Origin of the sequence: Salegentibacter lacus, from assembly GCF_020164555.1 — a bacterium.
GTDB lineage: Bacteria > Bacteroidota > Bacteroidia > Flavobacteriales > Flavobacteriaceae > Salegentibacter > Salegentibacter lacus.
The window spans coordinates 53908-79784 of the sequence record NZ_JAIQZB010000019.1; the positions used below are offsets into that span (position 1 = coordinate 53908).

At 38.0% G+C, this 25877-nt stretch carries 28 protein-coding genes, 1 tRNA gene and 1 riboswitch; of the genes, 16 read left to right on the forward strand and 13 right to left on the reverse strand.

Going from position 1 to position 25877, the window contains the following annotated elements; translation table 11 throughout:
* The first annotated feature begins 117 nt into the window (after positions 1–117).
* Complete coding sequence (locus tag LB465_RS14715) at positions 118–834, forward strand: NRDE family protein (RefSeq protein WP_224470660.1); 717 nt, start codon at positions 118–120, stop codon at positions 832–834.
* On the opposite strand, the gene apaG is transcribed toward LB465_RS14715, so the two are convergent.
* Genes apaG through LB465_RS14730 form a run of 3 tightly spaced genes read right to left on the reverse strand, consistent with a single transcriptional unit; the run spans position 831 to position 3583 of the window.
* Positions 831–1217 (reverse strand): Co2+/Mg2+ efflux protein ApaG, encoded by a 387-nt coding sequence (apaG, locus tag LB465_RS14720; RefSeq protein WP_224470661.1) that lies wholly within the window; start codon positions 1215–1217, stop codon positions 831–833. The genes LB465_RS14715 and apaG overlap by 4 nt on opposite strands.
* 3 nt (positions 1218–1220) lie before the next feature.
* On the reverse strand, positions 1221–2300 hold the full coding sequence (locus LB465_RS14725) for a DUF3667 domain-containing protein (RefSeq protein ID WP_224470662.1): 1080 nt from the start codon (positions 2298–2300) through the stop codon (positions 1221–1223).
* 29 nt (positions 2301–2329) lie between these two features.
* A complete protein-coding gene (locus LB465_RS14730; RefSeq protein WP_224470663.1) occupies positions 2330–3583 on the reverse strand; it encodes a type IX secretion system plug protein in 1254 nt (417 codons plus the stop codon).
* A gap of 169 nt (positions 3584–3752) precedes the next feature.
* Between LB465_RS14730 and LB465_RS14735 the strand changes: the two genes are divergently transcribed.
* From LB465_RS14735 to LB465_RS14770, 8 genes are all read left to right on the forward strand, one after another.
* The gene (locus LB465_RS14735) at positions 3753–5096 is read left to right on the forward strand and encodes a Na(+)-translocating NADH-quinone reductase subunit A (protein ID WP_224470664.1); all 1344 of its coding nucleotides are present in this window, start codon (positions 3753–3755) and stop codon (positions 5094–5096) included.
* A gap of 14 nt (positions 5097–5110) precedes the next feature.
* Positions 5111–6292 (forward strand): NADH:ubiquinone reductase (Na(+)-transporting) subunit B, encoded by a 1182-nt coding sequence (locus LB465_RS14740; RefSeq protein ID WP_224470665.1) that lies wholly within the window; start codon positions 5111–5113, stop codon positions 6290–6292.
* Between the two features lie 2 nt (positions 6293–6294).
* The gene (locus tag LB465_RS14745; RefSeq protein WP_224470666.1) at positions 6295–7038 is read left to right on the forward strand and encodes a Na(+)-translocating NADH-quinone reductase subunit C; all 744 of its coding nucleotides are present in this window, start codon (positions 6295–6297) and stop codon (positions 7036–7038) included.
* A 2-nt stretch (positions 7039–7040) separates the two neighbouring features.
* On the forward strand, positions 7041–7787 hold the full coding sequence (locus LB465_RS14750; RefSeq protein ID WP_224470667.1) for an NADH:ubiquinone reductase (Na(+)-transporting) subunit D: 747 nt from the start codon (positions 7041–7043) through the stop codon (positions 7785–7787).
* A 29-nt stretch (positions 7788–7816) separates the two neighbouring features.
* On the forward strand, positions 7817–8431 hold the full coding sequence (gene nqrE, locus LB465_RS14755) for an NADH:ubiquinone reductase (Na(+)-transporting) subunit E (protein ID WP_224470668.1): 615 nt from the start codon (positions 7817–7819) through the stop codon (positions 8429–8431).
* 16 nt (positions 8432–8447) lie between these two features.
* Positions 8448–9734 (forward strand): NADH:ubiquinone reductase (Na(+)-transporting) subunit F, encoded by a 1287-nt coding sequence (gene nqrF / locus LB465_RS14760; protein ID WP_224470669.1) that lies wholly within the window; start codon positions 8448–8450, stop codon positions 9732–9734.
* 48 nt (positions 9735–9782) lie between these two features.
* On the forward strand, positions 9783–10139 hold the full coding sequence (locus tag LB465_RS14765) for a Na(+)-translocating NADH-quinone reductase subunit F (RefSeq protein ID WP_224470671.1): 357 nt from the start codon (positions 9783–9785) through the stop codon (positions 10137–10139).
* Positions 10140–10204: 65 nt separating this feature from the next.
* Complete coding sequence (locus LB465_RS14770) at positions 10205–11215, forward strand: FAD:protein FMN transferase (RefSeq protein WP_224470673.1); 1011 nt, start codon at positions 10205–10207, stop codon at positions 11213–11215.
* Here LB465_RS14770 and LB465_RS14775 read toward each other — a convergent pair.
* The 6 genes from LB465_RS14775 to gpmI are packed head-to-tail and all read right to left on the reverse strand — an operon-like array spanning position 11212 to position 15879.
* A complete protein-coding gene (locus LB465_RS14775; RefSeq protein ID WP_224470674.1) occupies positions 11212–11979 on the reverse strand; it encodes a class I SAM-dependent methyltransferase in 768 nt (255 codons plus the stop codon). The two genes, LB465_RS14770 and LB465_RS14775, sit on opposite strands and share 4 nt — an antisense overlap.
* Before the next feature lie 19 nt (positions 11980–11998).
* On the reverse strand, positions 11999–12562 hold the full coding sequence (locus tag LB465_RS14780; protein WP_224470675.1) for an HNH endonuclease signature motif containing protein: 564 nt from the start codon (positions 12560–12562) through the stop codon (positions 11999–12001).
* Positions 12546–13370, reverse strand: coding sequence for a type I methionyl aminopeptidase (gene map / locus LB465_RS14785; RefSeq protein WP_224470677.1), 825 nt, complete (start codon positions 13368–13370; stop codon positions 12546–12548). Before map ends, LB465_RS14780 begins: the two co-directional genes overlap by 17 nt.
* Before the next feature lie 9 nt (positions 13371–13379).
* Positions 13380–13781, reverse strand: a complete 402-nt coding sequence (locus LB465_RS14790) for a BT0820 family HAD-type phosphatase (protein WP_224470678.1) — start codon at positions 13779–13781, stop codon at positions 13380–13382.
* A gap of 39 nt (positions 13782–13820) precedes the next feature.
* Positions 13821–14354, reverse strand: coding sequence for a TlpA family protein disulfide reductase (locus LB465_RS14795; protein WP_224470679.1), 534 nt, complete (start codon positions 14352–14354; stop codon positions 13821–13823).
* Positions 14355–14361: 7 nt separating this feature from the next.
* On the reverse strand, positions 14362–15879 hold the full coding sequence (gene gpmI, locus LB465_RS14800) for a 2,3-bisphosphoglycerate-independent phosphoglycerate mutase (RefSeq protein ID WP_224470680.1): 1518 nt from the start codon (positions 15877–15879) through the stop codon (positions 14362–14364).
* Between the two features lie 394 nt (positions 15880–16273).
* On the opposite strand from gpmI, the gene LB465_RS14805 reads away from it, so the two are divergent.
* Positions 16274–17017: a murein L,D-transpeptidase catalytic domain family protein gene (locus tag LB465_RS14805; RefSeq protein ID WP_224470682.1), complete on the forward strand. Its 744-nt coding sequence runs from the start codon at positions 16274–16276 to the stop codon at positions 17015–17017.
* On the opposite strand, the gene LB465_RS14810 is transcribed toward LB465_RS14805, so the two are convergent.
* From LB465_RS14810 to LB465_RS14820, 3 genes are read right to left on the reverse strand one after another with little or no spacing between them, the layout of a single operon-like run.
* The gene (locus LB465_RS14810) at positions 17014–18657 is read right to left on the reverse strand and encodes a L,D-transpeptidase family protein (protein WP_224470683.1); all 1644 of its coding nucleotides are present in this window, start codon (positions 18655–18657) and stop codon (positions 17014–17016) included. The two genes, LB465_RS14805 and LB465_RS14810, sit on opposite strands and share 4 nt — an antisense overlap.
* A 42-nt stretch (positions 18658–18699) precedes the next feature.
* Positions 18700–18981 (reverse strand): GNAT family N-acetyltransferase, encoded by a 282-nt coding sequence (locus LB465_RS14815; protein WP_224470685.1) that lies wholly within the window; start codon positions 18979–18981, stop codon positions 18700–18702.
* Positions 18982–18985: 4 nt separating this feature from the next.
* On the reverse strand, positions 18986–19537 hold the full coding sequence (locus LB465_RS14820; RefSeq protein ID WP_224470687.1) for a ClpP family protease: 552 nt from the start codon (positions 19535–19537) through the stop codon (positions 18986–18988).
* A 206-nt stretch (positions 19538–19743) separates the two neighbouring features.
* Between LB465_RS14820 and LB465_RS14825 the strand changes: the two genes are divergently transcribed.
* From LB465_RS14825 to LB465_RS14845, 5 genes are all read left to right on the forward strand, one after another.
* Positions 19744–19816, forward strand: a tRNA-Gly gene (locus LB465_RS14825).
* A 551-nt stretch (positions 19817–20367) separates the two neighbouring features.
* A riboswitch (TPP riboswitch) is annotated at positions 20368–20456 on the forward strand.
* A gap of 70 nt (positions 20457–20526) precedes the next feature.
* Positions 20527–21252 (forward strand): class I SAM-dependent methyltransferase, encoded by a 726-nt coding sequence (locus tag LB465_RS14830; RefSeq protein WP_224470688.1) that lies wholly within the window; start codon positions 20527–20529, stop codon positions 21250–21252.
* Positions 21252–22307 carry an AIR synthase-related protein gene (locus tag LB465_RS14835; RefSeq protein WP_224470690.1) on the forward strand — a complete coding sequence of 352 codons (1056 nt, stop codon included), beginning with the start codon at positions 21252–21254 and terminating at the stop codon, positions 22305–22307. Before LB465_RS14830 ends, LB465_RS14835 begins: the two co-directional genes overlap by 1 nt.
* Positions 22304–22966, forward strand: coding sequence for a thiamine phosphate synthase (locus tag LB465_RS14840; RefSeq protein WP_224470692.1), 663 nt, complete (start codon positions 22304–22306; stop codon positions 22964–22966). Before LB465_RS14835 ends, LB465_RS14840 begins: the two co-directional genes overlap by 4 nt.
* Positions 22944–23240 (forward strand): Trm112 family protein, encoded by a 297-nt coding sequence (locus LB465_RS14845; RefSeq protein WP_224470694.1) that lies wholly within the window; start codon positions 22944–22946, stop codon positions 23238–23240. Before LB465_RS14840 ends, LB465_RS14845 begins: the two co-directional genes overlap by 23 nt.
* Positions 23241–23405: 165 nt before the next feature.
* Here LB465_RS14845 and rho read toward each other — a convergent pair whose 3' ends face one another.
* On the reverse strand, positions 23406–25082 hold the full coding sequence (gene rho, locus LB465_RS14850; RefSeq protein WP_224470696.1) for a transcription termination factor Rho: 1677 nt from the start codon (positions 25080–25082) through the stop codon (positions 23406–23408).
* A gap of 197 nt (positions 25083–25279) precedes the next feature.
* Between rho and LB465_RS14855 the strand changes: the two genes are divergently transcribed.
* The gene (locus tag LB465_RS14855; protein WP_224470698.1) at positions 25280–25690 is read left to right on the forward strand and encodes a DUF4293 domain-containing protein; all 411 of its coding nucleotides are present in this window, start codon (positions 25280–25282) and stop codon (positions 25688–25690) included.
* The last annotated feature ends 187 nt before the right edge of the window (positions 25691–25877 follow it).

Genomic DNA, 25877 nt, shown 5'->3' on the forward strand with positions numbered 1-25877 from the left:
TTTCAATTATTATGAGCATAAAGGTAAAAAAATTAGGTGATAATGAATCCTTCTGAAAGGGCATTCACGAAAGCTTAACTTTTTTTGTAAATTCCGTACTTTTATTAAGAAAATTTTATGTGCACCATAAGTCTCACGCCTCATCCTAAAAACTCTAACGGATTTGTCTTAACATCTAATAGAGATGAGGCTACTGAACGACAAACCTATCCGCCCGATTTTAAGACCGAAAATAAGACACTTTTACTTTTTCCTGAAGATGCGGTGGCAGGTGGGAGCTGGATAGGCGTTAGTGAAAAGAAAAGAGTTTTATGTTTAATGAATGGGGGTTTTAAAGCTCATAAACGCGAAGATTCTTACCGAAAAAGCAGGGGTGTGGTTTTAAGAGACTGGCTTATTGCTGAAAATATTAAAACCGAAATTGAAAATTATAACCTAAAAAATATAGAACCTTTCACGGTGGTTATTGTCGATTGGTCTTCCGTACTATTTTTTGCTGAATTTGTCTGGGATGGAAAACAAAAGCATTTTAAAGAACTAGCGATTCAGCCACAAATTTGGTCTTCTTCCCCTTTATATACTTCAGAAATGAAAAAGCTTCGGGAAGAATGGTTTTCTAAACTTCAAAAGGAAAAAAATCTTTCAGCTGAAAATTTATGGGAATTCCATCATTCCGCAGGAAAAGGGGATAAGGAAATCGATTTAATTATTGATCGTGGATTTCTTAAAACCAAAAGTATTTCCCAGGTAGAATTTTTACACGGTAAGCTGAAATTTAAATATGAAGATTTGGAAAAAGAAAAAGTTACGATAAAAGAATTTCCCGGTCTTTAATTTAACGCAAATGGAGCGCTTAATTTAAAAGTAGGGATTTTTACCCTGAATTTTCGGGTTGAGGTAAAGCTTACCATATTGTAATATCCGCTCATAGAACCAAAAGGTGAACTTAGCAGGCACCCGCTCTGGTAAGTATGCGATTCCCCAGGTTTCAAAACCGGTTTCTGTCCAATAACGCCTTCGCCCTGTACAATTTCGGTATGATTTAAAGCATCCTGTATTTTCCAGAAACGCGAAGTTAATTGTACCGAGTCGTTACTTTGATTTTCTATGGTTATATGATAAGAAAAAGCAAAACGAGAGCCAAGGTTCTTAATGAAAGTACCTTCAAAATTGGTATTAACCGAAATTTTTATGCCTCTTGTAACTTGTTGAATCATATATTAGTAAATAGCAAAAGACGCTAAAATTGAAATTATTGAAGCGACTGCTGCTAAAATAAAAAATATAAAGTTTAAGAGCACAAACTTTACAACCGTTTTAACACGTCCCTGGCCGTAAAAACCACGTAAGGCTTTATATAAATAGAAAGCAAAAATAAAATTGAACAACGTAAAAGCCCAGTTCCCCGGAAACAAATAATCCAGGAATAAGGCAATACTTAATAAGATGAAAAATGTGGTTTGAACGTGAAAGGTGAAAATTAAATGCTCAATATAATTAAAAGGACGTCTTATATATAATAACCAGATAAAAAGTGCGAAAACCGGTAAATAGAAGAATATGATAAAGGGCAGTTTGTTGATAAAATAATTTAAAAACAATCCCGGATTCTCTTTTAGCGTGTTCCAGTCTACGGCTTTTTTATAAAGCCAGTGGTTATAGTTGGTTTGTGGATACGAGAGGCTGTCCATGGCAGTTTCTGCATTTCTAATAGTAGTCTCTTTGTAAAACCTTGAATAAAGATCTAATTTTATATTTCCCGCATCCAGATAACTCATTGTATCCAATTCTTCATTAGGTTTATGAAATTCCCTGTAAGAGCGTTTGGCGTTACGTTGCTGATTTACAATTAAAGAATCTAAATTAATTTCTTTCCCGCCCGGGGTGGGTATTAGGTTGGGCTCAGAAAGGCTATCCTGGGCAAGGGCTTCAGTTTCGGTATTATTTACAATGGGCTCTATATTTTCAAAAGAGTTCCCAAAGCCCCAGATTAGAAAAAAGATAATAGATGCACTTAAATAAAATTTAAAAGGATTCGCATAGCGCATCCTTTTTCCCTGGATATAATCTTTAGAAATTTTCCCGGGAGAAAAAAGTAAAACTCTTATGGTGCGGTGAAACCGGGAATCGTAGGCGAATATTCCGGAGAAAAATTCTGAAAAAAAGTCGTCGAATTTTAATTTTTTGGTACTGTTTAACTGCCCACAGCTGGGGCAGTATTTATCACTCCTATCTAGTGGGAATTCACAGTTTAGACATTTAGTGCCCCTGTATTTGAGATCATATCTACTGCCTGCCATTTATATAATGAGTTTGTTAGTCTCCTAATCTAGTTGGTAATCGTGGTAGAATTTCCTGAGCCTACGCCAATTAACCGGTCGTATCTCGCACCCGGACTTCTGTAATAAACCAAAACCTGGTAGGAGTTTTCGGTTTCATCAAAGTTTTCGCTAAAGAATCCTTCATCAATTGTTCCATCAGCTCGCTTTAGCACATATTTATAATTGTAAAACCCTTGCTTAAAAAGCCTGGCACCTTCATAAAGGTCGGAATTTGCATTGTAATTAAGTCGGGTGCTGTTATCTAAGGTGAAATTATTGAACGCTCCGTAAATATGTACTTCGCCGCCGTTTAATTCTGAATAATTCTGAAGTTTAAAATGTACCCAAACATATTCTGCTTCAATTGAAGGGTTTTCGGCAGGTAAGCTTCTTATTAGAAATTGCCCGTTTATATCTGGATTATAAGTATAGGGTTCATTGGCCCGGGTGCGATCTGGAAATAGATAATGATGGTAAAGCTCGTTAAGGGAAACCGAACTAATATCGGCAGAGGAAGCTCTTAATTCTTTATTGTCAAACTGAAGATATTCGTTGCCTCCCCAAAAAGCAGTTTCGGAGTCATACCGATAAACCAAATCATTGCCAACAGTATATTGGGGTTTAATATTTTTAATTGCGGTTCTTAAATTATAATTCTGAATAATGAGTACATTGACTGTATTGTTAGGATTTTTAAGTAATAAATTAGGAGATTCAATGGTGAAATTTACCACCTGTTTTTCATCTATAAACTCAAGATTTCTGGAGCGTCTAAGATTTAATCTCACCTGGGCTATATTCTCATAGACCATAAATTTTCGCGAGAAAACAAGTTCTTTCTCCCCATTAAAGATCTTTATCATATAATTTCCGCTAAGCTTAAAACCGCCGGTATCTTGATTTGGGATTCTTAATTCGTAATGCGAAAATGGCTGAAGCGTATTATAAGAATTCAAATAATTAAAGATCCTGATATCATCAAAACCAATTAAATATTCAGATTTTGCCAGTTGGTTGGGAGTCCAGTCGTAGTTATAATGTTCTATGGTGTAGTAATAATCGGCTTCGTCCCCAATAATATCATCAAACTTTAAAGTCAACTGCTCACCCAATTGTAAAATGGGGTTTCCGCTAGTGGTTTGGGAATTTCCGGAGAGCTGAATGCTTCTAATATAATTAGGCGGAAGGGTTTCTCCTACAACCTGAGCGACCGATTTTAGTGATAAAAATGATAAAAAAAGAAAAATAAAACAGTTTTTCATTTGAAATTGGATCTACACAAATGTACTTACAAATCTCATTCCGCAATTTTTAACATTTCACTTTAACAGTTTAAGTACTTAAAATTCTTTGTTTTCTTGGGATAAGTGCAGTTAAAATTCCTAAATTTGCACGACTCAAAACAAAAAAATTTAACATACACTCCATCCTATGTCAAAAGACATTCGAATTAACAGAGGATTATCTCTAAAATTAGAAGGGGAGGCGGAAAAAGAGCTTGTAAAGGCTCCAAGGTCTAAAACCTACGCAATTAAACCGCCAGATTTTCACGCTTTGGTACCTAAAATGGTCATAAAAGAAGGAGCTAAAGTCCTTGCCGGCGATGAACTTTTCTTTTCAAAATACACTAATGAATTACGTTTTACCAGCCCCGTTAGCGGGACGCTTAAGCAAATTAAGCGTGGTGAAAAACGTAAAATCATGGAAGTGATTATAGAGGCCGATCCAGAAGACACTTACAAAGATTTTGGTAAAATGGACGCTGCTTCTTCTGATGCTGAAGCTGTAAAGCAACGCATTTTAGAAAGTGGTTGTGGTGCATTTATTAATCAACGTCCATACGATATTGTTGCCGATCCTAAAGATACGCCTAAGGCTATTTTTATTTCTGCAGTAAGTACGGCGCCTTTAGCTCCAGACTGGGGCTTCATTCTAAAAGAAAAGCAAGCTGCTTTTCAGGAAGGAATTAATGCGCTTAAGAAACTTACTCCGGGGAAAGTACACCTGGGTGTAGATGCTAGCTCGGCGCAATATTTAAAAGATATTAAGGGCGTAGAACTTCATAATGTAAAAGGACCGCATCCTGCAGGAAATGTTGGGGTTCAAATTCATAAAATAGATCCTATTAATCAAGGAGATAGAGTTTGGACAGTGAATCCTGAAGATGTGACTATTATTGGTAATCTTTTCCTTACGGGAAATTATATAGCTGATAAAACCGTTGCTGTAACAGGAAGCGAAGCTGCCAACCGTAAGTATTTTGCTACTAAAATTGGGGGTGAAGTTGCAGATCTTATCAATAAAGTTGATGAAGATGTGCGTATCATTTCAGGAAACGTGCTTACCGGTCTTAAGTTAGCCTACGATCAACACATAAGCTTTTTCTCTAACGAAGTAACCTTAATTCCGGAAGGAAATAATTACAGAGCTTTTGGTTGGTTGCCATTTACTTATAATAATATTCACTCCAATTCAAGGACTTCCTTATCCTTTTTGTTTCCAAATAGGAAATTTAAGCCTACTACCAATTTAAATGGTGAAGAGCGAGCTCTTGTAGTTACGGGCGAAATGGAAGAGGTTTTACCTATGGATGTTTACCCAATGCAGCTTATTAAAGCTTGTATGGCCGGTGATATTGAGAAAATGGAGAATCTTGGGATCTATGAAGTAGCTCCTGAAGATTTTGCTTTGGTAGAATACGTGAATACATCTAAGATTGAAATTCAGGATGTAATTCGACTTGGTTTAGATTTAATGATTACTGAAGTAGGTTAAAAAGCAGTAGAATTATGGAATGGATTAGACAAAAATTAGATAAAATAAAAGAGCCCTTTGCACCGGGGAAAAAATATGAAAAGTATGCACCTGCGGTTAACGCGATAGATACTTTCTTATTTACTCCAAATCACACTACGCAAAAGGGATCTCATATTCGTGACGCTGTAGATTTAAAGCGTACAATGATCACAGTGGTACTTGCGCTTGTTCCGGTTATGATTTTCGGAATGTGGAATGCAGGTTACCAGTATTATTCACAATTAGGTGAAGCATTTACCTTTTGGGAAGCGCTTGGACACGGAGCATTGAAATTTATTCCAATGATCGTGGTTTCTTATGCGGTTGGACTGGGAATTGAATTTGCGTTCGCCATCTTTAGAGGGCACGAAGTAAACGAAGGCTACCTGGTAACAGGATTGTTGATCCCTATGATTATGCCAATAGATCTTCCACTCTGGATGTTGGCTTTATCTGTGGTATTTGCTGTGCTTGTTGGTAAGGAAGCTTTTGGAGGAACAGGAATGAATATTCTTAACCCGGCGCTTACCGCAAGGGCATTTGCATTTTTTGCATATCCTACTTATATGTCTGGTAACCAGGTTTGGGTTAGTGAAGCCAGTAAAGTAGACGCGGTTTCTGGTGAAACAATTCTTGGTTCACTTGCAGCAGGAGATAATGTGAGTTATGGTATGATGGATATGTTCTACGGAATAATCCCTGGCTCTGTCTCAGAAACATCTACACTTTTAATCCTTGTAGGTGCACTACTCTTAATTTTGACAAAAGTAGGAAGCTGGAGAATTATGCTGAGTGCTGTTATTGGAGCAATAGCAATGGGACTTATTTTTAACGCTTTGCCATCTTTGGGAATCCCCGGGAATGAGCTTACAAACTTCCCCTGGTATGGTCACTTAATTGTTGGTGGTCTTGCTTTTGGTATTGTATTTATGGCTACCGATCCAGTTTCGGCCGCTCAAACAATGAAGGGTAAATGGATCTACGGGTTTTTAATAGGTTTTCTATCAGTAATGATTAGGGTATTTAACCCGGCATATCCAGAAGGGGTGATGCTTGGGATCTTACTTATGAACGTTTTTGCGCCTACGATAGATCACTATGTAATTCAGTCGAATATAAAGCGTAGAAAGAAAAGAATTAACGCGGACAACACACAGGTGAAAACAGCAGTTTAGTTATGGAAGAAAAATCAGTAAATAAAACAAACAGTAACGGTTATACGTTTCTTTTTGCGGTGATTATGGTGTTGGTTGTAGCCTCTGTCTTGGCTTTTACAGCAACCTCGCTTCAGCCTATTCAGAGAGAAAATGTACGCCAGGAAAAAATGCAGAACATTCTTGCCACTATTGGTGTTGAAACCGATAGACCAGGAGCTGAAGAACTATACAACCGGTATATTACAGAAGCCGTAACCTTAGACCAAAACGGAGAAGAAAGAGAAGGTGTTGACGCTTTTACTGTAGATTTAGCTAAGGAAATTAAAAAACCGGCAGAGGAACAAAATTTCCCACTATATGTTGCCGATTATGAAGGGGAAAAATATTATATAGTTCCTCTAAGAGGTAACGGATTATGGAATGCGATCTTTGGTTATATTTCTTTAAAAGATGATGTAAATACTATTAAGGGTGCCACTTTTGATCACCTTGGGGAAACTCCGGGTCTTGGTGCAGAAATTACTAAAGAATGGTTTAAAGAAAGTTTTGCCGAGGAAAAGATTTTTGATGACAGTGGAAATCTTGTAGGAGTATCTGTTGTAAAAGGAGATATAGATCCTTCAGACAAAGACGATAACCAGGTAGATGCAATATCGGGAGCGACAATTACCGGGGACGGTGTTTCTGATATGATTTCAGAAAGACTTAAGCGTTATCTGCCTTACTTCAAAAAGCAAACAGAAATTAACGTTGCAACTAAGTAATTATGGCTACAGAGAAAAAAAATATTTCAGAAGAGAAAGAAGCCAAAAAGAAAGAGATGATCTTTTTTCTATCCAGTTCAGAAGAAAAAGAGCACTTCCTTTCTAAAGGCAATAGAAAATTATTGTCAGATCCATTAGACGACAACAACCCGATTACTGTACAGGTACTGGGTATTTGTTCGGCACTGGCAATTACAGTGCAATTAGAACCGGCTGTAGTAATGGCTATCGCCGTAGTTGCGGTTATGGCTTTTAGTAACATGATCGTTTCTATGTTACGTAATATGATTCCAAGTAGAATTAGGATTATTGTGCAACTGGTAGTTGTAGCATCTCTGGTGGTTTTAGTAGACCAGATTCTTAAAGCTTATGCTTACGATGTAAGTAAGCAGCTTTCTGTATTTATTGGTTTAATTATAACCAACTGTATCGTAATGGGACGTCTGGAAGCCTTTGCTTTAGGTAACGGGGTTTACAAATCTTTCCTTGATGGTATAGGTAACGCTGCGGGGTACGGCCTAATTCTTATAATTGTTGCGTTTTTCCGGGAGCTTTTAGGTTCAGGAAAATTATTCGGATTTGAAGTTTTAGGACATAAAGCAGCAACCGTGGCAGATTCTACAGGTTTATATGCTTTAGGTTATGAAAACAACGGTCTAATGTTGCTTTCGCCAATGGCGCTAATTGTTGTTGGTTTGCTTATTTGGGTACAACGTGCAAGAAACCGTAAACTGATAGAAGAGAACTAAAAGCACAACAGCTTTAATAAAATTAAATTATGGACTATATAAATTTATTTGTTAGAAGTATTTTCATAGAAAATATGATTTTTGCCTACTTCTTAGGGATGTGTTCCTATTTAGCAGTGTCAAAAACCGTAAAAACAGCTGTTGGATTAGGTGCCGCTGTAATCTTTGTACTTAGTATTACTGTACCTATTAACTATTTGCTGGACAATTACCTATTGCAACCGGGAGCTTTGCAATGGCTTGGTGCTGAGTACGCCAATGTAGATCTTAGCTTCTTGAGCTTTATCATGTTTATCGCGGTAATTGCATCTATGGTACAATTGGTAGAGATGATTGTTGAGAAATTCGCTCCTGCATTATATGGTGCTTTGGGTATTTTCTTGCCGCTTATTGCTGTAAACTGTGCTATCCTGGGAGGATCACTTTTTATGCAACAAAAGGATTTTGGAGCTATAACAGAAGCACTAACCTACGGGTTTGGTAGTGGAATTGGATGGTTCCTGGCAATTCTTGGTATTGCAGCTATTCGTGAAAAAATAGCTTACTCTAATGTGCCTGCTCCATTAAAAGGTTTGGGGATAACATTTATTATCACCGGGCTTATGGCGTTAGGATTTATGAGTTTTATGGGAATTAAATTATAATCGCAAAAGAAAGATTATGACAGTTATTATAGCAAGTATAGTAGTATTTTTAGCATTAATACTCATATTGGTTTCTGTGTTATTGGGAGCAAAGGCAAAATTAGCGCCTTCCGGTCCGGTTACCATTAACGTAAATGGAGAAAAGGATATGGAAGTTGGTTCCGGTGGGACTTTGCTTTCTACCCTTGGAGACAATAAACTATTTTTACCTTCTGCCTGTGGGGGTGGTGGAACCTGTGTACAGTGTAAATGTATTGTAGAAGAAGGTGGCGGTGCCATTCTTCCTACCGAGGAGCCACACTTTACCCGTAAAGAGATCGCACAGGGATGGCGATTAGGTTGCCAGGTGAAGGTGAAAGAAGATATGAAAATCACTATTCCGGAAGAAGTATTCGGAATTAAAAAATGGGATGCAACTGTTGTAAGAAATTATAACGTAGCTTCTTTTATCAAGGAATTTGTTGTTGAAATTCCTGAAGATATGGATTATAAAGCCGGAGGGTATATCCAGATCGAAATTCCTAAATGTGAAGTGAAATTCGAAGATATGGATATCACCGCTCACCCTGAAGAACACGATGTACCTGATATGTTTGAGGCCGAGTGGGATAAATTTAAACTTCGTCCACTGGTAATGAAAAACCCGGAAACTGTAGAGCGTGCTTATTCTATGGCTTCTTATCCTGCTGAAGGGCGTGAGATTATGCTTAACGTTCGTGTTGCTACCCCGCCATGGGATAGAGCAAAAGACGGTTGGATGGATGTAAATCCTGGTGTTGCTTCTTCTTATATTTTCTCAAGGAAAAAAGGAGATAAAGTAATCATCTCAGGACCTTATGGAGAATTCTTTATCAACCACAGTGAATCTGAAATGCTTTACGTTGGTGGTGGAGCCGGAATGGCGCCAATGCGTTCTCACCTTTACCACTTGTTCCGTACCCTTAAAACCGGAAGAAAAGTAACTTACTGGTATGGTGGACGTTCAAAAAGAGAATTATTCTATACTGAACACTTTAGGGCATTGGAAAGAGATTTCCCTAACTTTAAGTTCTACTTAGCTCTTTCTGAACCAATGGAAGAAGATAACTGGAAAGTAAAGGAAAGTCTTGACGATGATGGAGATGGATTTGTAGGCTTTATTCACCAGGTTGTAATAGATAATTATTTAAATCATCACGAGGAACCAGAAGATATTGAATTGTATTTCTGTGGTCCACCATTAATGAACAAAGCTGTTCAAAAAATGGGTGAAGACTTTGGAATGCCACCGGAAAACATCAGGTTTGATGATTTTGGAGGTTAATAAAAACAGAATCCCGCTTTTTAAAGCGGGATTTTTTATTTTTGCATTATGGCAAAACTAAACGATCAGGAACTGCACAATCTTGCAATGAATATTGTAGGGAAAGCGCTTGAAGAACAGGGATACGAGTTTCTTGGGGTAAACAGCGAGTTTCAAAGAGACCCGCAGTTTGTTGCTTTAAAAGATAAAAAACTCCACTTTGTAATTGTTCGAGCTATAGAATATCCGCACAATCCTAAAGAATACGATATGGCATTTCTTAGGTCTATAAAGGATCACGCCATCAAATTTAAAGCCCGAACTTTTTATGCTGGGGTTGGTTTAGCAAATTCTGCCGATTATGAAAAGCCGGTTATGCACGGCGAAGAATATGTGGTTAACTATGAAGGCTGGCAGGAAATTTAAGTTTTCATTCTGGACCCTTAAAAATAAACCTACTTTAAATTATAGCCGTTAATATTTTTATTTAGATGAAAAAAATCACTGCATTATTCTTTCTTGTTTTGTTTAGTATTTCCTGCAAGGATGAGGGCCCCCAGGCAAACACATATACCGGAAATGCTCTTGGAACCACTTATCAGGTGAAATATTTTTCTTCCGAAGATTTTAATACTGAGAAGGCTTTAGATTCTATTTTTAAAGTGATCAATACTTCATTGAGCACGTACCAGGATGATTCTGATATCTCCCGGATTAATGCCGGGGCTGAAGATGTAGTGGTTGATGTTCATTTTCAAAAAGTATTTGAACTTTCTAAGAAAATTTTTAAAGAGAGCAATGGCTATTTTGATCCCACAGTGGGCAGTTTGGTCAATGCTTACGGATTTGGACCCGATAAGCCCTTAAATGAGCCTGACAAAGCCATGTTAGATTCCATAAGACAACTCGTAGGTTTCAAAAAAGTGAAACTGACTGATGAAAATACCATCCAAAAGGAAAACCCGAACATCTACCTCGATTTTAATGCAATTGCCAAAGGCTATACCATAGATGTGATTGCCGAATATTTAGATTCTAAAAACGTCGAAAATTATCTGATTGAGTTAGGAGGGGAATTAGTGGCTAAAGGACAAAATATAGAAAATGAAGCCGACTGGATGATCGCTATAGACAATCCGCAGCAAACTGAAGCCGAGCGGACGTTACAAACCGTGCTTGCGCTGAAGAACCGCGCGATGGCAACTTCAGGGAATTACAGGAAATTTAGGGTAGACACCACTACCGGAGAACGTTTTGTACATACTATAAATCCCCTAACCGGTGAAGCGGAAAAAAGTGATCTACTTAGCGCTTCCGTACTTGCTGAAAACTGCACTCTTGCCGACGGCTATGCCACCGCTTTTATGGCTTTAGGATACGAAAAATCCTTAGAAATGCTGGAAGAACTGGAGAATGTAGATGTGTATTTTATCTATGCTGATGAACAGGAAAGTATGCGGGTTTTTACTTCTGAGGGTTTTGAGGAAATGTTAAGAGATTAGCGTTTATAGCAAACTGGAATAACTTCCCCTTTTGCAAGACGGTATTTATCAATTTCTTCAGTAGATAATTGGGTTGTATAATCTACTTCTTCTACTTTAAAACCAATGTCGCGCAATTTCTCAAAATAATCCCTGCCGTAGATTCTAACGTGATCATACTGGCCAAAAATACGTTCCCGTTCATTTCTATCGGTAATCGAATCATCTTCAAAAGTTTTTTCCCTATTCAAATCCTGTGGGATTTGTAAGATCGCCGTACCTCCGGGCTTTAGGATGCGGTGAAGTTCCTGCATCGCTTTGGTATCATCTGGGATATGCTCTAAGACATGGTTACAGAGAATAAAATCGAATTCATTTTCTTTAAATGGCAAATCACAAATATCAGCCTGTACATCGGCTAAAGGAGAATTTAAGTCGGTCGTGGTGTAATCAAGATTTTTGAGCTTTCTAAAGCGCCTATAAAAAGCCTGCTCGGGTGCAAAGTGTAATACTTTCAGGTTTTTATTGAAAAATTCAGTTTCATTGTTTAGATAAAGCCAAAGTAAACGGTGGCGTTCCAGGGAAAGGGTAGAAGGGGAAAGTACATTCTCCCGCTGGTTTATATATCCGTAAGGTAAAAATTTAGAAAAGCTTTTCCCGTCAATGGGATCGGTGTATTTATTTCCGCGAAGCGCGTATTTAAAGAACGGTTTTACCCAATAACTCAACCTGATAAGCAAAGGTCTGGGAACAGTGTTTAAAACTACTTTAAAAAGTTTGCTCATTAAAAATTGCTAACGCGATTCAGACTTTTATGTCGCCCCAGTTTTCGCCAGATTTAATACGATAAAGCTGCATTTCTGAAACTCCAAATTGCTTGGCCAGAACTTTGATCCTGGTCTTTCTTTTCGGGTCTAAAAGCTTCTTTTTTAATATTACGGCCTGTGCATAGGTAAGTTTGGAATAAGTAACTACGCGTCTCAACTTTCGTTTGCGTTTGTTTTCCTTTACGCCGGGGCTGTTATGCTGGTGTTTTACCCATTCTTCCTGGTTAGTCCAGGCAAGATTTTCTAAGCGGTTGTCGTCTTTTTTAAAATTCTTGTGTATTACGAATTTATCGTCTTCTTTCTTATCAAGAAAAAGTTCAGCAACAATTCGGTGTACGTAGTAAGCTTTGTGCTTTCCATTTTGAAGCCTTGGCGAAAAACTGGTGTAACCGTTGGTGCGGCCGCCATTTATTAATTCGCCTTCAGGAAATTGCACGTAGCTAATTATCCTGCCGTAGTTGGAAACATCATAGACAAAACGATCCTGCCATTCTTCTTTATGAAGCTTTTTCCAAATTTCACCTCTAAAATTCTTTACCATACACCTGGGCTTTAAACTCATCTTCTTCATCACTCTCAATTCCTAAAGCTTCATAAATATAATCGAAAGTAGAGAGTAATTGCGGTTTACCATCTACAAGTGCCACATCGTGTTCAAAATGAGCGCTGGCTTTATTATCTGCCGTTAAGATGGTCCAACCGTCAGGCAATTGTTTAATTCTTCTGGTTCCAAGATTTATCATAGGTTCAATGGCCACAACCATTCCTTCTATAAATTTTTTACCACGACCTCTTTTTCCGTAATTCGGCATCTCAGGATCTTCATGCATTTTAGCGCCTAACCCGTGACCAACCAATTCCCTTACCACACCGTAACCTCTATCCTCAGTGTATTTCTGAATTGCATATCCAACATCACCTACACGGTTTCCGGCTTTAAACTCCCTTATTCCCACGTAAAGGGATTCTTTGGTTGTTTTTAAAAGTTCTTTTATTTCAGGTTTTACCTCACCAACTTCAAAAGTATATGCGTGATCGCCGTAAAATCCGTTTTTTAGCGCTCCACAGTCTATAGAAATGATATCACCCTCTTCCATAGGTTTATCGTTGGGAATCCCATGTACAACCTGTGCATTAGGACTCATGCAAAGTGAATTAGGAAAATCATACATTCCCAAAAAACCCGGTTCGGCACCGTGGTCGCGAATAAATTCTTCGGCCATTTTATCTAACTCCAAAGTTGTGACTCCGGGTTTAATATGCGGCGCAAGCATTCCCAGTGTTTTAGATACGATAAGTGCGCTTTCGCGCATTAATTCAATTTCTTCAGGATTTTTGGTAATTATCATATACTGAATTTAAAATCGGCCTAAAAAACCGAATTTCTTCTTTTTCTTTTCTCTTATTATAGCTCTGTCTTTTAATCTCTGGTAAATCTCTCCCCAGCCCCACATTCCGCCAATGTTCCGATCGTCTATAAAAATGTCCGCCAGGATCTTGCGACTTATGTTATCCTCAAAAACCTCTTCAGGATAACTTTTATTAATGGCATAAAATCTAATGCCTCTTTTTTCGCAAAAATGAACCGCTTCTTCAAGTTTATCTTCAGCGCGATACGTCCATAAAATCAAACGGTGCCCGTCTTCCTGCAGTTTTTTGAGCGTCTCAAAAGCAAAAAGCTTTGGCTTTCCTATTTCCGGAAATTTATTTTCTACAATAGTTCCGTCAAAATCTACTGCTATGGTTAAGGAATGGGGCATAACGCAAAATTAACAAGTTTTACTGAATATTCTTTCTATTTATTCAGAATAAGGATCTGCATACTCTTTTCCTTCAACTATTTTCGCAATGTCTTCTTCCAGGCTCTCGATAGAATACTCTACAAAACGGTTCACTTCTTTTCCATCTTTCAGGAAAATAATGGTAGGAACACGGTGAATATTGTATTCTTCATCCAGGGTTCCCGGCGCTTTTTTAGCCCGGTTTACCGCGATATTTTTAAGCTTTTTCCGGTCAAAATCTACCTCGTCTAAAAGCTTAAAAAACTTAGGTACTTCGTAACGGCTATCGCCACACCAAGTTCCCATAAGCATAAGAATTTCATACTCAGCAATATGCTTTTCTATGATTTCCAAAGCTTCCTTTTTTGGCTTGTAATTTTCATAACCGGGAACAAACCACCGCGAATGCGGTGCTTTTTCCAGGTCAGCTTGTGAAAATTCGCCTAAAAGCATTCCTGCTGAATTATTATTTTCTATTGTTGTTTTGTTATCTGAAACTTCTCCTGAAATCAAGGAAAAACCCAGAAAAAGCAGCAATACTTTATTTATCATTCTAAAATTAAATTAGTGGATCTTCAGTCATTACTTCGGGCTGATCGATACCCATTAGCTTCAGGATAGTCGGAGCGATGTTTCCAAGCTTACCGCTTTTGATGTTTTTTATATCCTTATCTAATAAAATTAATGGAACCGGGCTGGTGGTATGTGCTGTATTTGGGCTGCCGTCTTCATTTATCATAATTTCACTGTTCCCGTGATCGGCAATAATAATTACCGCATAATTATTTTCCAGGGCAGCTTCAGCTACGTCCTTTGCACAAGAATCTACCGTTTCAACGGCCTTCACTGCTGCATCAAAAACTCCGGTATGGCCAACCATATCAGGATTTGCGAAATTTAGGCAGATAAAATCAGCCGACTCGTCTTTAAGTTCTGGTATAATTTTATCCCTAATTTCAAAAGCGCTCATCTCTGGCTGAAGATCGTAAGTAGCTACCTTGGGGGAACTGCACATTAAACGCTTTTCACCTTTAAATGGTTTTTCCCGACCTCCACTAAAGAAGAAAGTAACGTGGGGATATTTTTCGGTTTCAGCAATCCTAATTTGCTTTTTACCCATATATTCAAGGACTTCGCCCAAAGTAGATTTAATATTGTCTTTTTTAAAGACAACATTTATACCTTCAAAACTATCGTCATATTTGGTTACCGTTACATAATACAACGGCATTTTCTTCATCTCATATTCAGGAAAATCGTCCTGGGTTAAAGCTTGGGTAAGTTGTCTCCCACGGTCGGTTCTAAAGTTGAAGAAGATTACAACTTCTTTCTCTTTTAAAGTAGCAACCGGCTCACCGGCATCATTGGTCATTACGATAGGTTCTATGAACTCATCGCTAACCTTGTTTTCGTAACTTTTAGAAATGGTTTCAGCAGCATTTGTACTTTTGGTTCCTTCTCCTTTAACGATAAGGTCGTATGCTTTTTTCACCCTTTCCCAACGTTTATCACGATCCATTGCGAAATAACGGCCTATAACCGAAGCAAGTTTTCCGTTGGTCTTTTCTAAATGTTCTTCAATTTCTTCAAGAAAACCTTTTCCTGAATGCGGGTCTACATCACGACCATCGGTAAAAGCGTGAACGTATTTTTCTTTTACCCCAAACTCTTCCGCAGCCGAAAGCAATCCTTTTAAATGATTGATGTGGGAATGAACTCCACCATCACTTAAAAGTCCCATAAAATGTACGGGTTTGTTATTTTTTATTGCATAATTAAAAGCTTCCTCTAATACGGGTTCGTCTTTTAAGGTATTTTTTTCTACCGCCATATTAATTTTTACCAAATCCTGGTAAACAATCCGGCCGGCTCCAAGGTTCATATGTCCTACTTCACTATTTCCCATTTGTCCTTCTGGTAATCCCACCTGCATCCCGTCAGTACGCAATTCGGCATGCGGATATTTTTCCAGGATGCTATCCATAAAAGGTGTTTTTGCTTTGGCTATAGCTGAAACGTCAGGGTTTTGCGTGATTCCCCAACCGTCTAAAATCATTAGTAGAACTTTCTTATTCATAATATTAGTTAATTTTGACCATAAAGATAAAAACAAATTGGCGGTATGCTAAATCCACACCCGCTAATGTTTTATTAAATATGAAAGACTCCATCAGGTTTTAAAGGAGATAGAGCTAAAAAAATCAACTTCTAAAAAACTGAAAATTTTTCTTCTGCTTCTAGATTTTAAAATTTTAACTTTTAACCCGCTACTTTGGAATACTTTTTTAATAACATCTACGTTCTTTGAACAGACTGATGTGAAGTGGTAATATGCTGAAATTTAGATTTATAAGCTACGAAATGTTAAAATTTACATTCTCAAGACTAAATAATCTAATTAACCGGAATATTTTGTATGTTGGCATCACATTTGGAATAAATTAACAGAACATTAATTTTAAACAACGTGTATGATTTATAGACTTCTGACTGTATTTGCCGTAATGACCTTCTCTTTTGCATTTACAACTACAGATAATTTAGATTCCAATCTTGAAAATTTAGGAATAGAGGCAGACGCTTCATCGGTTTCTGAAGAAAATACCAAAACAAGTTTTGAAATTAAAGTCGCTAATCTTTACAGCGAATTTTCTACAAATAATAGCAGTATCCCTACAATGCCTGTTTTTGAAAAAGCTATGAAAGGCTATGACCAACTCGAAGAAAAAGGAAAAGTAGGAAAGAAAATACTTACCGTAATAGATTTCGGGCTTTCTTCTACCAAAAAACGTATGTGGATTATGAATATGGAAACAAAAGAAGTATTGTTTAATACGTATGTTTCCCACGGAAAAAATACCGGTGGTGAATTCGCTACCAAATTTTCTAATACAGTGAATTCTCTGCAAAGTTCACTTGGTTTCTACGTTACCGCTGAAACTTACTATGGAAAAAACGGATTATCGCTTTTTATTGATGGAATGGAAAAAGGCTTCAACAGCAACGCGCGTAAGCGTTACGTGGTGATTCACGGCGCCGATTATGCAGAACCTAATTTTATAGATAGATTAGGAAGATTGGGAAGAAGCTACGGATGTCCCGCGGTACCAAATACAATCGCTAAAGATGTGATAGATACTATTAAAGAAGAATCCGTAGTATATATTCACAAAAACGATAAAAACTATTTAAATAATTCTTCGCTGCTTAATTAATTCGCAGAAAGTAATTTATAGATGGCAGCATCTCTTTTGTAGACATCTTCTGCAAAATGGGTGCTGCCATTTTCGTTCCAGGCCGTCCAGTAGAGATGGTGTACTTTTACTTTTTGTGTAATTTTTATCGTGGTTGTCTTACCCGAATCAAGAATTTCTTTAATCTTTTCCTCATCATATTCCGGTTGATCGCTCAACAGCATCTTCGCCAAATCCAACACATCCTGCACCCTTACACAACCCGAACTTTGCGCCCTTAGATTTTTGTTAAAAAGCGATTTTGAAGGGGTATCGTGCAAATAGATCATGTACTTATTAGGATAGATAATCTTCACCAATCCAAGCGGATTTGCCGGTCCGGCTTCCTGCCTAAAAGTATAGCCTTTTACTTCAGAGGAAGACCAGTTAACTTCACTGGTAGATAATCTGTTTCCTGAACGATCAAAGATGCTGTAATTCTTTTTTGAAATATAATCGGGATCTTTAGCTGCTGAAGGAATTACATCTTTGCGCTTAATAGTAGGAGGGATGGTCCAGGTGGGGTTATAGACTATATGTTCAATTTCTTCAGAAAAAACGGGGGTTTTCCTGGCTTCAGTACCAACCATCGTGCGATGCGTTGCTACAGTATCGCCATTCCTCACAAAGTGTAAGCGGTAATTCGCAATATTCACTACAATATGTTGATCACCAAGATTTTTGGGATACCAGCGCCAGCGTTCTAAATTAACCAGAATTTGTTCCAGGCGTTCCTGGTAAGTTTTATTCAGGGTCTTTATTGTGCCGCCCCCAATCACACCATCGGTTTCTATTCCATACTTTTCCTGAAATTTCTTTACCGCTTCCTGTAATGGTTTTTCATAAGTAATTGCACTGTCTACGATCTCTTGCTGCCAATACCCTAGTTCTTTTAAACGTTGTTTTATATTAGGAATACGTTCATCTTTTTCATCAGCTTTTATGCTTTCTCCTTCTTCGGAAACAAACGTGGGATCTTCTTGATTTCTAGCAAGTTTTCGGTATTCTTTTAAAGACCGTTTTAAACCCTTATAAACTTCATGTTTTGGAACTACAGAGTCTATTGCAGCAAGGATATTTTTCTGCCGAACTCCATAATCCAGAAGTCCGGGAAGATCAATTTTATTGCTTTCTACCCCCCAGATATCATAAATTTCAGCAGGGTTTAGTTTTCCCGAATTATAATCTGAAGCCAGCGCAAAAAATGCATCCGTTAGAATGATTTCAGTTAAACTACGTTCCTCATCATCTAATTCTGATAAATTGGTAAGGGAGTTTTTTAAATAAGATAAATGATAATCTTTAGGTTCGAGTCCGTCTTCAGTTGCTCTTTCAATGCTTCGGTAGAGATCTTCCCGCAAGGCTCTTTCGGTCCAGATTGGGGTGTAATCCCTTTTTGAATAAATTGAGTCCAGTAAATTAGCGTGCTGCAAATCAATAGTTCCAACCGAATTTAAAACTCCAGGAAATTTTTTGGCGATCAATTCAGCAGATGCCAGTTTCTCAATGACTTCTGCTTCTTCCTCTTTGGCGGTTTCAATTCCCGGCTTCCGGTCTTTATCATCCCCACAGGAAATAAAAAATACAAAAGCAAAGAGCATTAAAAATTTAAAAAACTTCATAGGAAAAAGCAGGTTCATTGATCTTTTGGGGTAAAATAGGGGTTAAGCTCTTACATCTTGATAAGACTCATTGCGGTCAAATTGCACTTCGGCAAAAGGACACAATGGATCTATTTTGTATTTGTTTTCACGAGCAAAATCTACACTATGCGCTAAAAGTTTAGTGGCAATTCCCTGGCCTTCCAATTCCGGTCTTACCTCGGTGTGGTCTATAGTAAGAATATCTCCGGGTTTCTTGGTGTAGGTAAGCTCTGCGTAAATGCCTTTTTCGTCTTCTACGAAGAACATTCCGCGGCTATCGTTTTCGCGATGTTTAATATCCATATTCTTATTCCTTAAAAATACCGTCTACAATTCCGTAATCCTGAGATTCCTGGGCATCCATCCAGTAATCACGATTAAAATCCTTAAGTACTTTTTCCTGGGTTTGCCCACAGTTTTCAGCAAGAATTTTAGCACTTAACTCTCTTGTTTTTAAGATCTCGTTAGCCTGAATTTCAATATTTGAAGCCTGGCCTCTGGCACCGCCCATAGGCTGATGAATCATCACCTTTCCGTGAGTTTGTATAAATCTTCTGCCTTTGGTTCCTCCCGAAAGCAAAATAGATCCCATTGAAGCGGCTAAACCACTGCAAATAGTAGAAACGGGGCTTTTAAGGCTTTGCATGGTATCGTAAATTGCAAATCCATCGGTTACGTAGCCGCCGGGACTATTGATAAAAAACTGAATTTCATCATCGCCTTCCATATCAAGGTATAGCAGCCTGTCTATAACGTGTTTTGCAGATTTGTCGTTTACTTCACCCCAAAGAAAAACTTTGCGTTCTTTAAGGAATTTTGCGTCTATTAGGTCCTGGGTTTTACCGGGTTTATTGCTCATAAAAAATAATTTTAAAATGTATACTGTTAGGCATTAAAAATAAGATTTATTTGTCGGAACACTTGTTTTTTCTTTACCCATTTAACAAGATTTTATCGCTTCAATCTGGTTTTTTGCTGAATACAAGCCAAATAGGAAAATGCAGCCTAAAAAGTTCAATTTTCCTTTGGATTTTGAAAGCTTTAAACTTTATATTTGCAGAGCAGGCGGGAGTAGCTCAGTTGGTAGAGCGTCAGCCTTCCAAGCTGAATGTCGCCGGTTCGAACCCGGTCTCCCGCTCAACCAAAAACCTCAACAGAAACGTTGGGGTTTTTTTATGGAAAAAGAATCTGAAAAGAAAACCACCGGGTGGGAATCCTGTCCCCGTTAGAACTTGAACCGGCTATCCTATATAGTTTTTTTTACGCCATCCTGAATTTATTTCAGAATCTAAGTTGATAATATTTAAAAATATATTAAAACTGAAACTAGCCTACCTGAACGGACGAGTAGGTTCAGTTTGACGAAATTAGACAACTCCGATCTGCGGCCACCCTGCCCGACTTCGTCTTTCAGGCGGGCTCCCCTTGAAAAAAGGGGAGGAGCTTTAATTTTCTTTAAAAGAAGATAGATGGTAAATTAAAAACTCCCATCCTTTTTAAGGAAGGGGAATTGAATTCAGCTTTACTGAAGAAAGGGTTGGTTACACCCTTGTTAATAAAATAGATGAAACTATAGAATATTATATTATTTTCAAACAGAGAAAAACTTTCCTCTTCCTTCTTTATTTTGTATTTTCCCTTCAGATAATTCGTTAAATTAATAGTATTAAGATTTAATATAACCAGATAAATTCACGCACGGGGTGCCGCAAGGCTGAGATAACACCCGAAAACCTGATTTGGATAATGCCAACGTAGGGATGCAGGATTAAAATTTCCATTTTAAGACTCCATGTTTTTCGGCATTTTCCGGGTAGCGTGGAGTTTTTCTTTTTTAAAAAAATAAAGATGGAAATTGAAAAAAGCAGCAGATTTGAGTTACTCCCCGTAGATCATCAGAACTGGCAAAACCGGGAAGAATGGTTTTTTAACCGCAAACATACAGATACCTACGAGCAGTGGTACGAAGGCCGTTACAAGCGTGCCGAGGTCTGGCAAAAGAAGGTGATGGAGCAACTTGTCTCTAAAGATAATCGGGTGAAAACCTTGTTGGAGTTTGGATGTGGGACCACGCGCTTTACAAGATGGTGGGAAGAAATCGGGATCGAAGCTACCGGTGGCGATATCTCCCCGCTTATGCTATCGCAGGCCGTCCATTTATTTAAAGGCGATCTTGTGATGGCAGATTCTCATTATATGCCTTTTAAAGATCATACTTTTGATTCTTTGGCCTTTATTACCACTTTTGAATATTATAAAGATCCCGTAAAAGTTATCCGGGAGGCGGCTAGGGTTGCAAAATACGGTATAGCATTGGGAATGATGAACAGAAATTCTACCAAAGTAGTCCGCCGTCGGATCCAGGAAATTTTTGGGGCCAATCCATTTTATCTTACTGCAACTTTTTACTCTCCCAAAAGACTAACCAAAATCATAGAGGAAGCTCTTCAGGGTAGAGAATATAGTATAGAATGGTCTTGCACAGGATTACCGAAATGGTTTCCGGTTCAGCAATGGGGTTTGCCTTACGGTGATTTTTTCGGACTATATGTGAAATTTAAAGATGTACAATAATGTGTGAAAAATTAGGAAAAATAGCCGAAGCAGAATTAGAAGGATTTATTCTGGAAAACTGTGGTCACTTTCGAAAAGAAGTCAGTACAAAACCCGGGTTTGGAGTAGATGTGTCATTAGTAGATTTACCCAATGAGCTGGCCTTGATATCTACCAGCGATCCTCTTTCGCTAATTCCCTCGCTTGGACTTGAAGAATCAGCCTGGCTTTCTGTACATCTTATGGCTAACGATATGGCGACTACAGGTTTTTCTCCGCAATATGCTCAAATGGTCCTGAATCTCCCGGCATCACTTAGCAGGGAAGATTTTAAAACTTACTGGAACTATATTCATCAATTCTGTAAAGAAATTGGGGTAGCCATAACCGGTGGACATACCGGGTTTGTAGAAGGACAAAATTCAACAATTTCAGGAGGAGGAACTTTTTTTAGTGTCGCTCCCAAAAAAGAAATTGTTTTATCTAACAGGGCAGAAGTTAACGATGTAATCCTGGTGACAAAAACCTGTGCCTTGTCGTCTACCGCTTTATTGACCATGAGTTTTCCGGAAACAATAGTAAATAAACTGGGAAGAGAAACCTATGAGGCAGGATGCGAAATATTTAAACAAACTTCCTGTTTAAAAGACGGACTTTCGGCAGCAGGAACGAATCACAAATTCCCGGAAATTCACGCGATGCACGATGTAACGGAAGGTGGTGTAATGGGGGCTATATATGAAATGGTTAAAGCCTCGGGAAAAGGAGCCCTTATTTATGATGAAGCCTTACCGGTTAATTTCTGGCAAAAGGAAGTTTGCGAGTTATTCGAACTGGATTACAGGGAAATTATTGGCGCTGGTTCAATGATAATTTCCTGCGAGAAAGGAAAAGAGCAGGAGGTAATCTCACGTTTAAAAAATGAAAATATAGCCTGTACAGCCGTGGGTGAAATTAAAGATGAAGAAGAGGGGATTAAAATTACTAAAGGTGATGAAGTGAAAGACTTAATCTATAAAACCGAAGACCCTTACTGGAAAGCCTTCTTTACGGCTATTAAATCAGGTTGGAAATGATGGAAATTAAAGGAATAAAAAAAGGGGTTTACCTTGTGATAGACCCACAGATGGAAGAGGCAGTTTTAATAAATAAGCTGCAGCAAATTCTGAATAAGAGTCAAATTGCTGCCATTCAGGTATGGGATAATTTTCAAAATATTGAAAACCAGGTTTCCCTGATTAATAGAATCTGTGAGCTTTGTCGGGCAACCGGCACCCCTGTTTTGCTAAACAATAACTGGAAACTTTTAAACCTGACGGATGCAGACGGGGTTCATTTTGACGAAATACCCATTGAATTGAGAACGATTAAAAAAGGGATTCCTGAGAATTCTTTGCTTGGATTAACCTGTAATAACAATCTGGATACTGTAAAATGGGCCGATAGGAATAAGTTAGATTATATTTCCTTTTGTTCAATCTTCCCATCCACAACCGCAAATAGTTGTGATTTGGTGGATTTTGAGATTATTAAAAAAGCCAGGCTATTAACAAAAATGCCAATATTCCTGGCTGGGGGAATTAAGCCTGCAAATATGTATTTGCTAAAAGAATTGGATTTTGAGGGTGTTGCAGTGATTTCAGGAATAATGAGCGCTAAAAATCCTTCGACTTCCGCAGAAAATTATAATTCAGAATTTAAAAAAATAAAAAATGAGAGCTTCAACAATAGATAAATTATGCTGCCCTTTTGATAAGAACGAACTGGAACTCACTTCAATTTCGAAAGATTTAGAAGGAAAAATTATAGAGGGTTTTTTAAGTTGTAAAAAATGTAAGCGTATTTACCCAATAATGAAAGGAATCCCAATTATGAATCCCGACGAATACCGGGAATTTAAACTGGAAGCTCCGCTAATGGAAAAATGGAGTCAATATTTAAAAGGTAAAAAAGTTGAAAATTTCAGGTTGATCGCTGATGATACGGGGGTGAATAGTTTAGGGAAATAAGAATTGTAATAGGATGAAACCCTCCGGCCGGCCCGACTTCGTCATCCCGGTGGGGTCCACTTGAAAAAGGGAAGGAGCGAAAAGATTATTTAGTTAAAATTTCAGCATAAAAAAATCCGGAAACTCTAAAGCTTCCGGATTTTGTGTTTATAACTAAAGAAGGTTTTATCCGTTCATCGAGATTAAAAACTCTTCGTTGTTTTTAGTTTGTTTAATCCTGTCGTTAATAAATTCCATTGCTTCAATAGGATTCATATCGGCAAGATATTTACGCAGTACCCACATTCTTTGCAGTGCAGCTTCGTCTAATAAAAGATCGTCGCGACGTGTACTTGAAGAAGTAAGATCTATTGCAGGGAAAATTCTACGGTTGGCAATTTTTCTATCCAATTGTAGTTCCATATTTCCTGTTCCTTTAAATTCTTCAAAGATCACTTCGTCCATTTTAGAACCGGTATCGGTAAGGGCGGTAGCTATAATTGAAAGGGAACCTCCGTTTTCAATATTACGGGCAGCACCAAAGAAACGTTTTGGTTTGTGTAAGGCGTTGGCATCTACACCACCACTTAATACCTTACCACTGGCAGGTTGTACGGTGTTATAAGCACGAGCCAGACGTGTAATAGAATCCAGAAGGATTACCACATCGTGACCACATTCTACCAAACGTTTTGCTTTTTCTAAAACAATATTGGCAACTCTCACGTGTTCGTGTGCTTCCTTATCGAAAGTTGAAGCTACGACTTCACCACGTACATTACGTTGCATATCGGTAACCTCTTCCGGACGTTCATCAATAAGTAAAACTATCTGGTAAACTTCAGGATGGTTGGCTGCAATTGCGTTGGCGATATCTTTAAGCAACATTGTTTTACCAGTTTTAGGCTGGGAAACAATCATACCACGCTGGCCTTTTCCGATAGGGGAAAAGAGGTCCATAATACGGGTAGACATGCTGCTTTGCTTTTCAGCAATATTGAATTTTTCCTTAGGGAAAAGCGGAGTTAAGTGTTCAAAAGAAACACGGTCTCTCACTACCTGAGGGTCCAATCCGTTAATTTTGTTGATCTTGATTAAAGGGAAATATTTTTCACCTTCTTTTGGCGGGCGAATTTGCCCTAAAACAGTATCACCGGTTTTTAATCCGAATAAACGAATTTGCGACTGCGATACATAAATATCATCTGGAGAAGTAAGGTAGTTATAATCTGAAGATCGTAGAAAACCGTAGTTATCTTGCATAATATCCAGTACGCCTTCACTTTCTATAATCGCGTCAAATTCGTAATCTGGTTCGCGGTAGCGGTTTCTTCCGTCACGGTTACCGGCGTCACGGCCTCCATTACTTTTATTACTGCTATTGCTACGTATGTCTTTTTTCTGATCGCGAGGATTGTTTTTACCTGATTGAGAAGAATTATTATTGTCTTCCCTCGGCTTTTGTTCCTGCTTTCTAGGTTCCCTGGTTTTTGCCGGGGCATCTTCTTTTTTAGGAGAAGAATTTTCCTTTCTTGCCGGGCGGGGTTCTTTAGTATCTGCTGTTGCAGCAGCCCGCGGTGGTTTTTTATTACTTCCTATTTTACCACTCTTCTTTGCTTGTGGTTTTTCTGAAGCTTTGTTGCGCTCTTCACTTTTTGAAGTTTCCTCTTTTGGAGTTTCCTCTTTTTTAGTGTCGTCGGTAAGTGCTTCTTTAGCTTTTTTAGGGTTGGCAGCCTGATAGTCCAGGATTTGATATACGAGATCTAATTTTTTTAAAGTCCTGAATTTTGGGACGTTTAAAGATTTAGCGATATCCTGTAGCTCAGGAAGCTTTTTAGCTTTTAATTCTGAAATTTCAAACATGAATAATTAAGAATAAATTTGTGTTTGGATTGATTGTTAAACTTCTCGAGGAAGAATCGAAAAAAATTTGGAGACTTAAGTAACCTGTTTTGAATTGGTTACGAAATGTTCTTGCAAGTATACAACTTTATTTTAATATTTTAAATAGCATTTCTAAAAAGAATCTTTATTTTTGTTCGCGAATTCCACCAGAAGTTATGCTACAAAGAATACAAACAGTATATTTACTTATCGCTGCTATTATAAGCGGCGGACTTATTTTCGTTTTCTCACTTTGGGAAAATTCAGAAAATGTTGCGATGTTTGCAGAAGATTATCTTACAGTTTTTATTGCATTTCTCGCTTCAGCTTTGTTATCTTTGGTGAGTATTTTTATGTTCAAAAACAGAAAGCTTCAATTTGTATTGGGGCGTCTAAATATCTTATTAAACTTTTTTTTACTAGGAGTGTTTGTTTATTGGTCGCTAAGTGTACCTGGAGAAATGGATATTTCAGAGAAGGGTATTGGGATGTTTCTTCCTATCATTTCTATCGTTTTTCTTGTTTTGGCCAATAAGGCCATTAAAAAGGACGAAGATCTCGTAAAATCTGTGGACCGATTACGATAAGCCTATCATCTTAGTAGTATTAGTGCGTGAAAACCCGAAGTGAAAACTTCGGGTTTTTTAGTTGTGCGCCGTGCATGGCGTATTACTTAACGGTGCAAGTCCGTTATGGGGGTTTATAGCTACCTATCATTAGCTGAGAGCAAGGGTGTCCATCGCGAGGTGGAATCTGAAGGAAGCTTAAAGCAAA

Coding starts and splice junctions, on each gene's coding strand:
- LB465_RS14820 (WP_224470687.1), bottom strand. CDS start 19,537: ATGAGCAATAAACCCGGTAAAACCCAGGACCTAATAGACGCAAAATTC.
- LB465_RS14770 (WP_224470673.1), top strand. CDS start 10,205: ATGAAAAAAATCACTGCATTATTCTTTCTTGTTTTGTTTAGTATTTCC.
- LB465_RS14735 (WP_224470664.1), top strand. CDS start 3,753: ATGTCAAAAGACATTCGAATTAACAGAGGATTATCTCTAAAATTAGAA.
- nqrE (WP_224470668.1), top strand. CDS start 7,817: ATGGACTATATAAATTTATTTGTTAGAAGTATTTTCATAGAAAATATG.
- LB465_RS14745 (WP_224470666.1), top strand. CDS start 6,295: ATGGAAGAAAAATCAGTAAATAAAACAAACAGTAACGGTTATACGTTT.
- LB465_RS14765 (WP_224470671.1), top strand. CDS start 9,783: ATGGCAAAACTAAACGATCAGGAACTGCACAATCTTGCAATGAATATT.
- LB465_RS14795 (WP_224470679.1), bottom strand. CDS start 14,354: ATGATAAATAAAGTATTGCTGCTTTTTCTGGGTTTTTCCTTGATTTCA.
- nqrF (WP_224470669.1), top strand. CDS start 8,448: ATGACAGTTATTATAGCAAGTATAGTAGTATTTTTAGCATTAATACTC.
- apaG (WP_224470661.1), bottom strand. CDS start 1,217: ATGATTCAACAAGTTACAAGAGGCATAAAAATTTCGGTTAATACCAAT.
- LB465_RS14835 (WP_224470690.1), top strand. CDS start 21,252: ATGTGTGAAAAATTAGGAAAAATAGCCGAAGCAGAATTAGAAGGATTT.
- LB465_RS14790 (WP_224470678.1), bottom strand. CDS start 13,781: ATGCCCCATTCCTTAACCATAGCAGTAGATTTTGACGGAACTATTGTA.
- LB465_RS14715 (WP_224470660.1), top strand. CDS start 118: ATGTGCACCATAAGTCTCACGCCTCATCCTAAAAACTCTAACGGATTT.
- LB465_RS14805 (WP_224470682.1), top strand. CDS start 16,274: ATGATTTATAGACTTCTGACTGTATTTGCCGTAATGACCTTCTCTTTT.
- LB465_RS14840 (WP_224470692.1), top strand. CDS start 22,304: ATGATGGAAATTAAAGGAATAAAAAAAGGGGTTTACCTTGTGATAGAC.
- LB465_RS14775 (WP_224470674.1), bottom strand. CDS start 11,979: ATGAGCAAACTTTTTAAAGTAGTTTTAAACACTGTTCCCAGACCTTTG.
- LB465_RS14725 (WP_224470662.1), bottom strand. CDS start 2,300: ATGGCAGGCAGTAGATATGATCTCAAATACAGGGGCACTAAATGTCTA.
- LB465_RS14855 (WP_224470698.1), top strand. CDS start 25,280: ATGCTACAAAGAATACAAACAGTATATTTACTTATCGCTGCTATTATA.
- LB465_RS14730 (WP_224470663.1), bottom strand. CDS start 3,583: ATGAAAAACTGTTTTATTTTTCTTTTTTTATCATTTTTATCACTAAAA.
- LB465_RS14750 (WP_224470667.1), top strand. CDS start 7,041: ATGGCTACAGAGAAAAAAAATATTTCAGAAGAGAAAGAAGCCAAAAAG.
- LB465_RS14810 (WP_224470683.1), bottom strand. CDS start 18,657: ATGAAGTTTTTTAAATTTTTAATGCTCTTTGCTTTTGTATTTTTTATT.
- LB465_RS14780 (WP_224470675.1), bottom strand. CDS start 12,562: ATGGTAAAGAATTTTAGAGGTGAAATTTGGAAAAAGCTTCATAAAGAA.
- LB465_RS14845 (WP_224470694.1), top strand. CDS start 22,944: ATGAGAGCTTCAACAATAGATAAATTATGCTGCCCTTTTGATAAGAAC.
- gpmI (WP_224470680.1), bottom strand. CDS start 15,879: ATGAATAAGAAAGTTCTACTAATGATTTTAGACGGTTGGGGAATCACG.
- rho (WP_224470696.1), bottom strand. CDS start 25,082: ATGTTTGAAATTTCAGAATTAAAAGCTAAAAAGCTTCCTGAGCTACAG.
- LB465_RS14740 (WP_224470665.1), top strand. CDS start 5,111: ATGGAATGGATTAGACAAAAATTAGATAAAATAAAAGAGCCCTTTGCA.
- LB465_RS14830 (WP_224470688.1), top strand. CDS start 20,527: ATGGAAATTGAAAAAAGCAGCAGATTTGAGTTACTCCCCGTAGATCAT.
- map (WP_224470677.1), bottom strand. CDS start 13,370: ATGATAATTACCAAAAATCCTGAAGAAATTGAATTAATGCGCGAAAGC.
- LB465_RS14815 (WP_224470685.1), bottom strand. CDS start 18,981: ATGGATATTAAACATCGCGAAAACGATAGCCGCGGAATGTTCTTCGTA.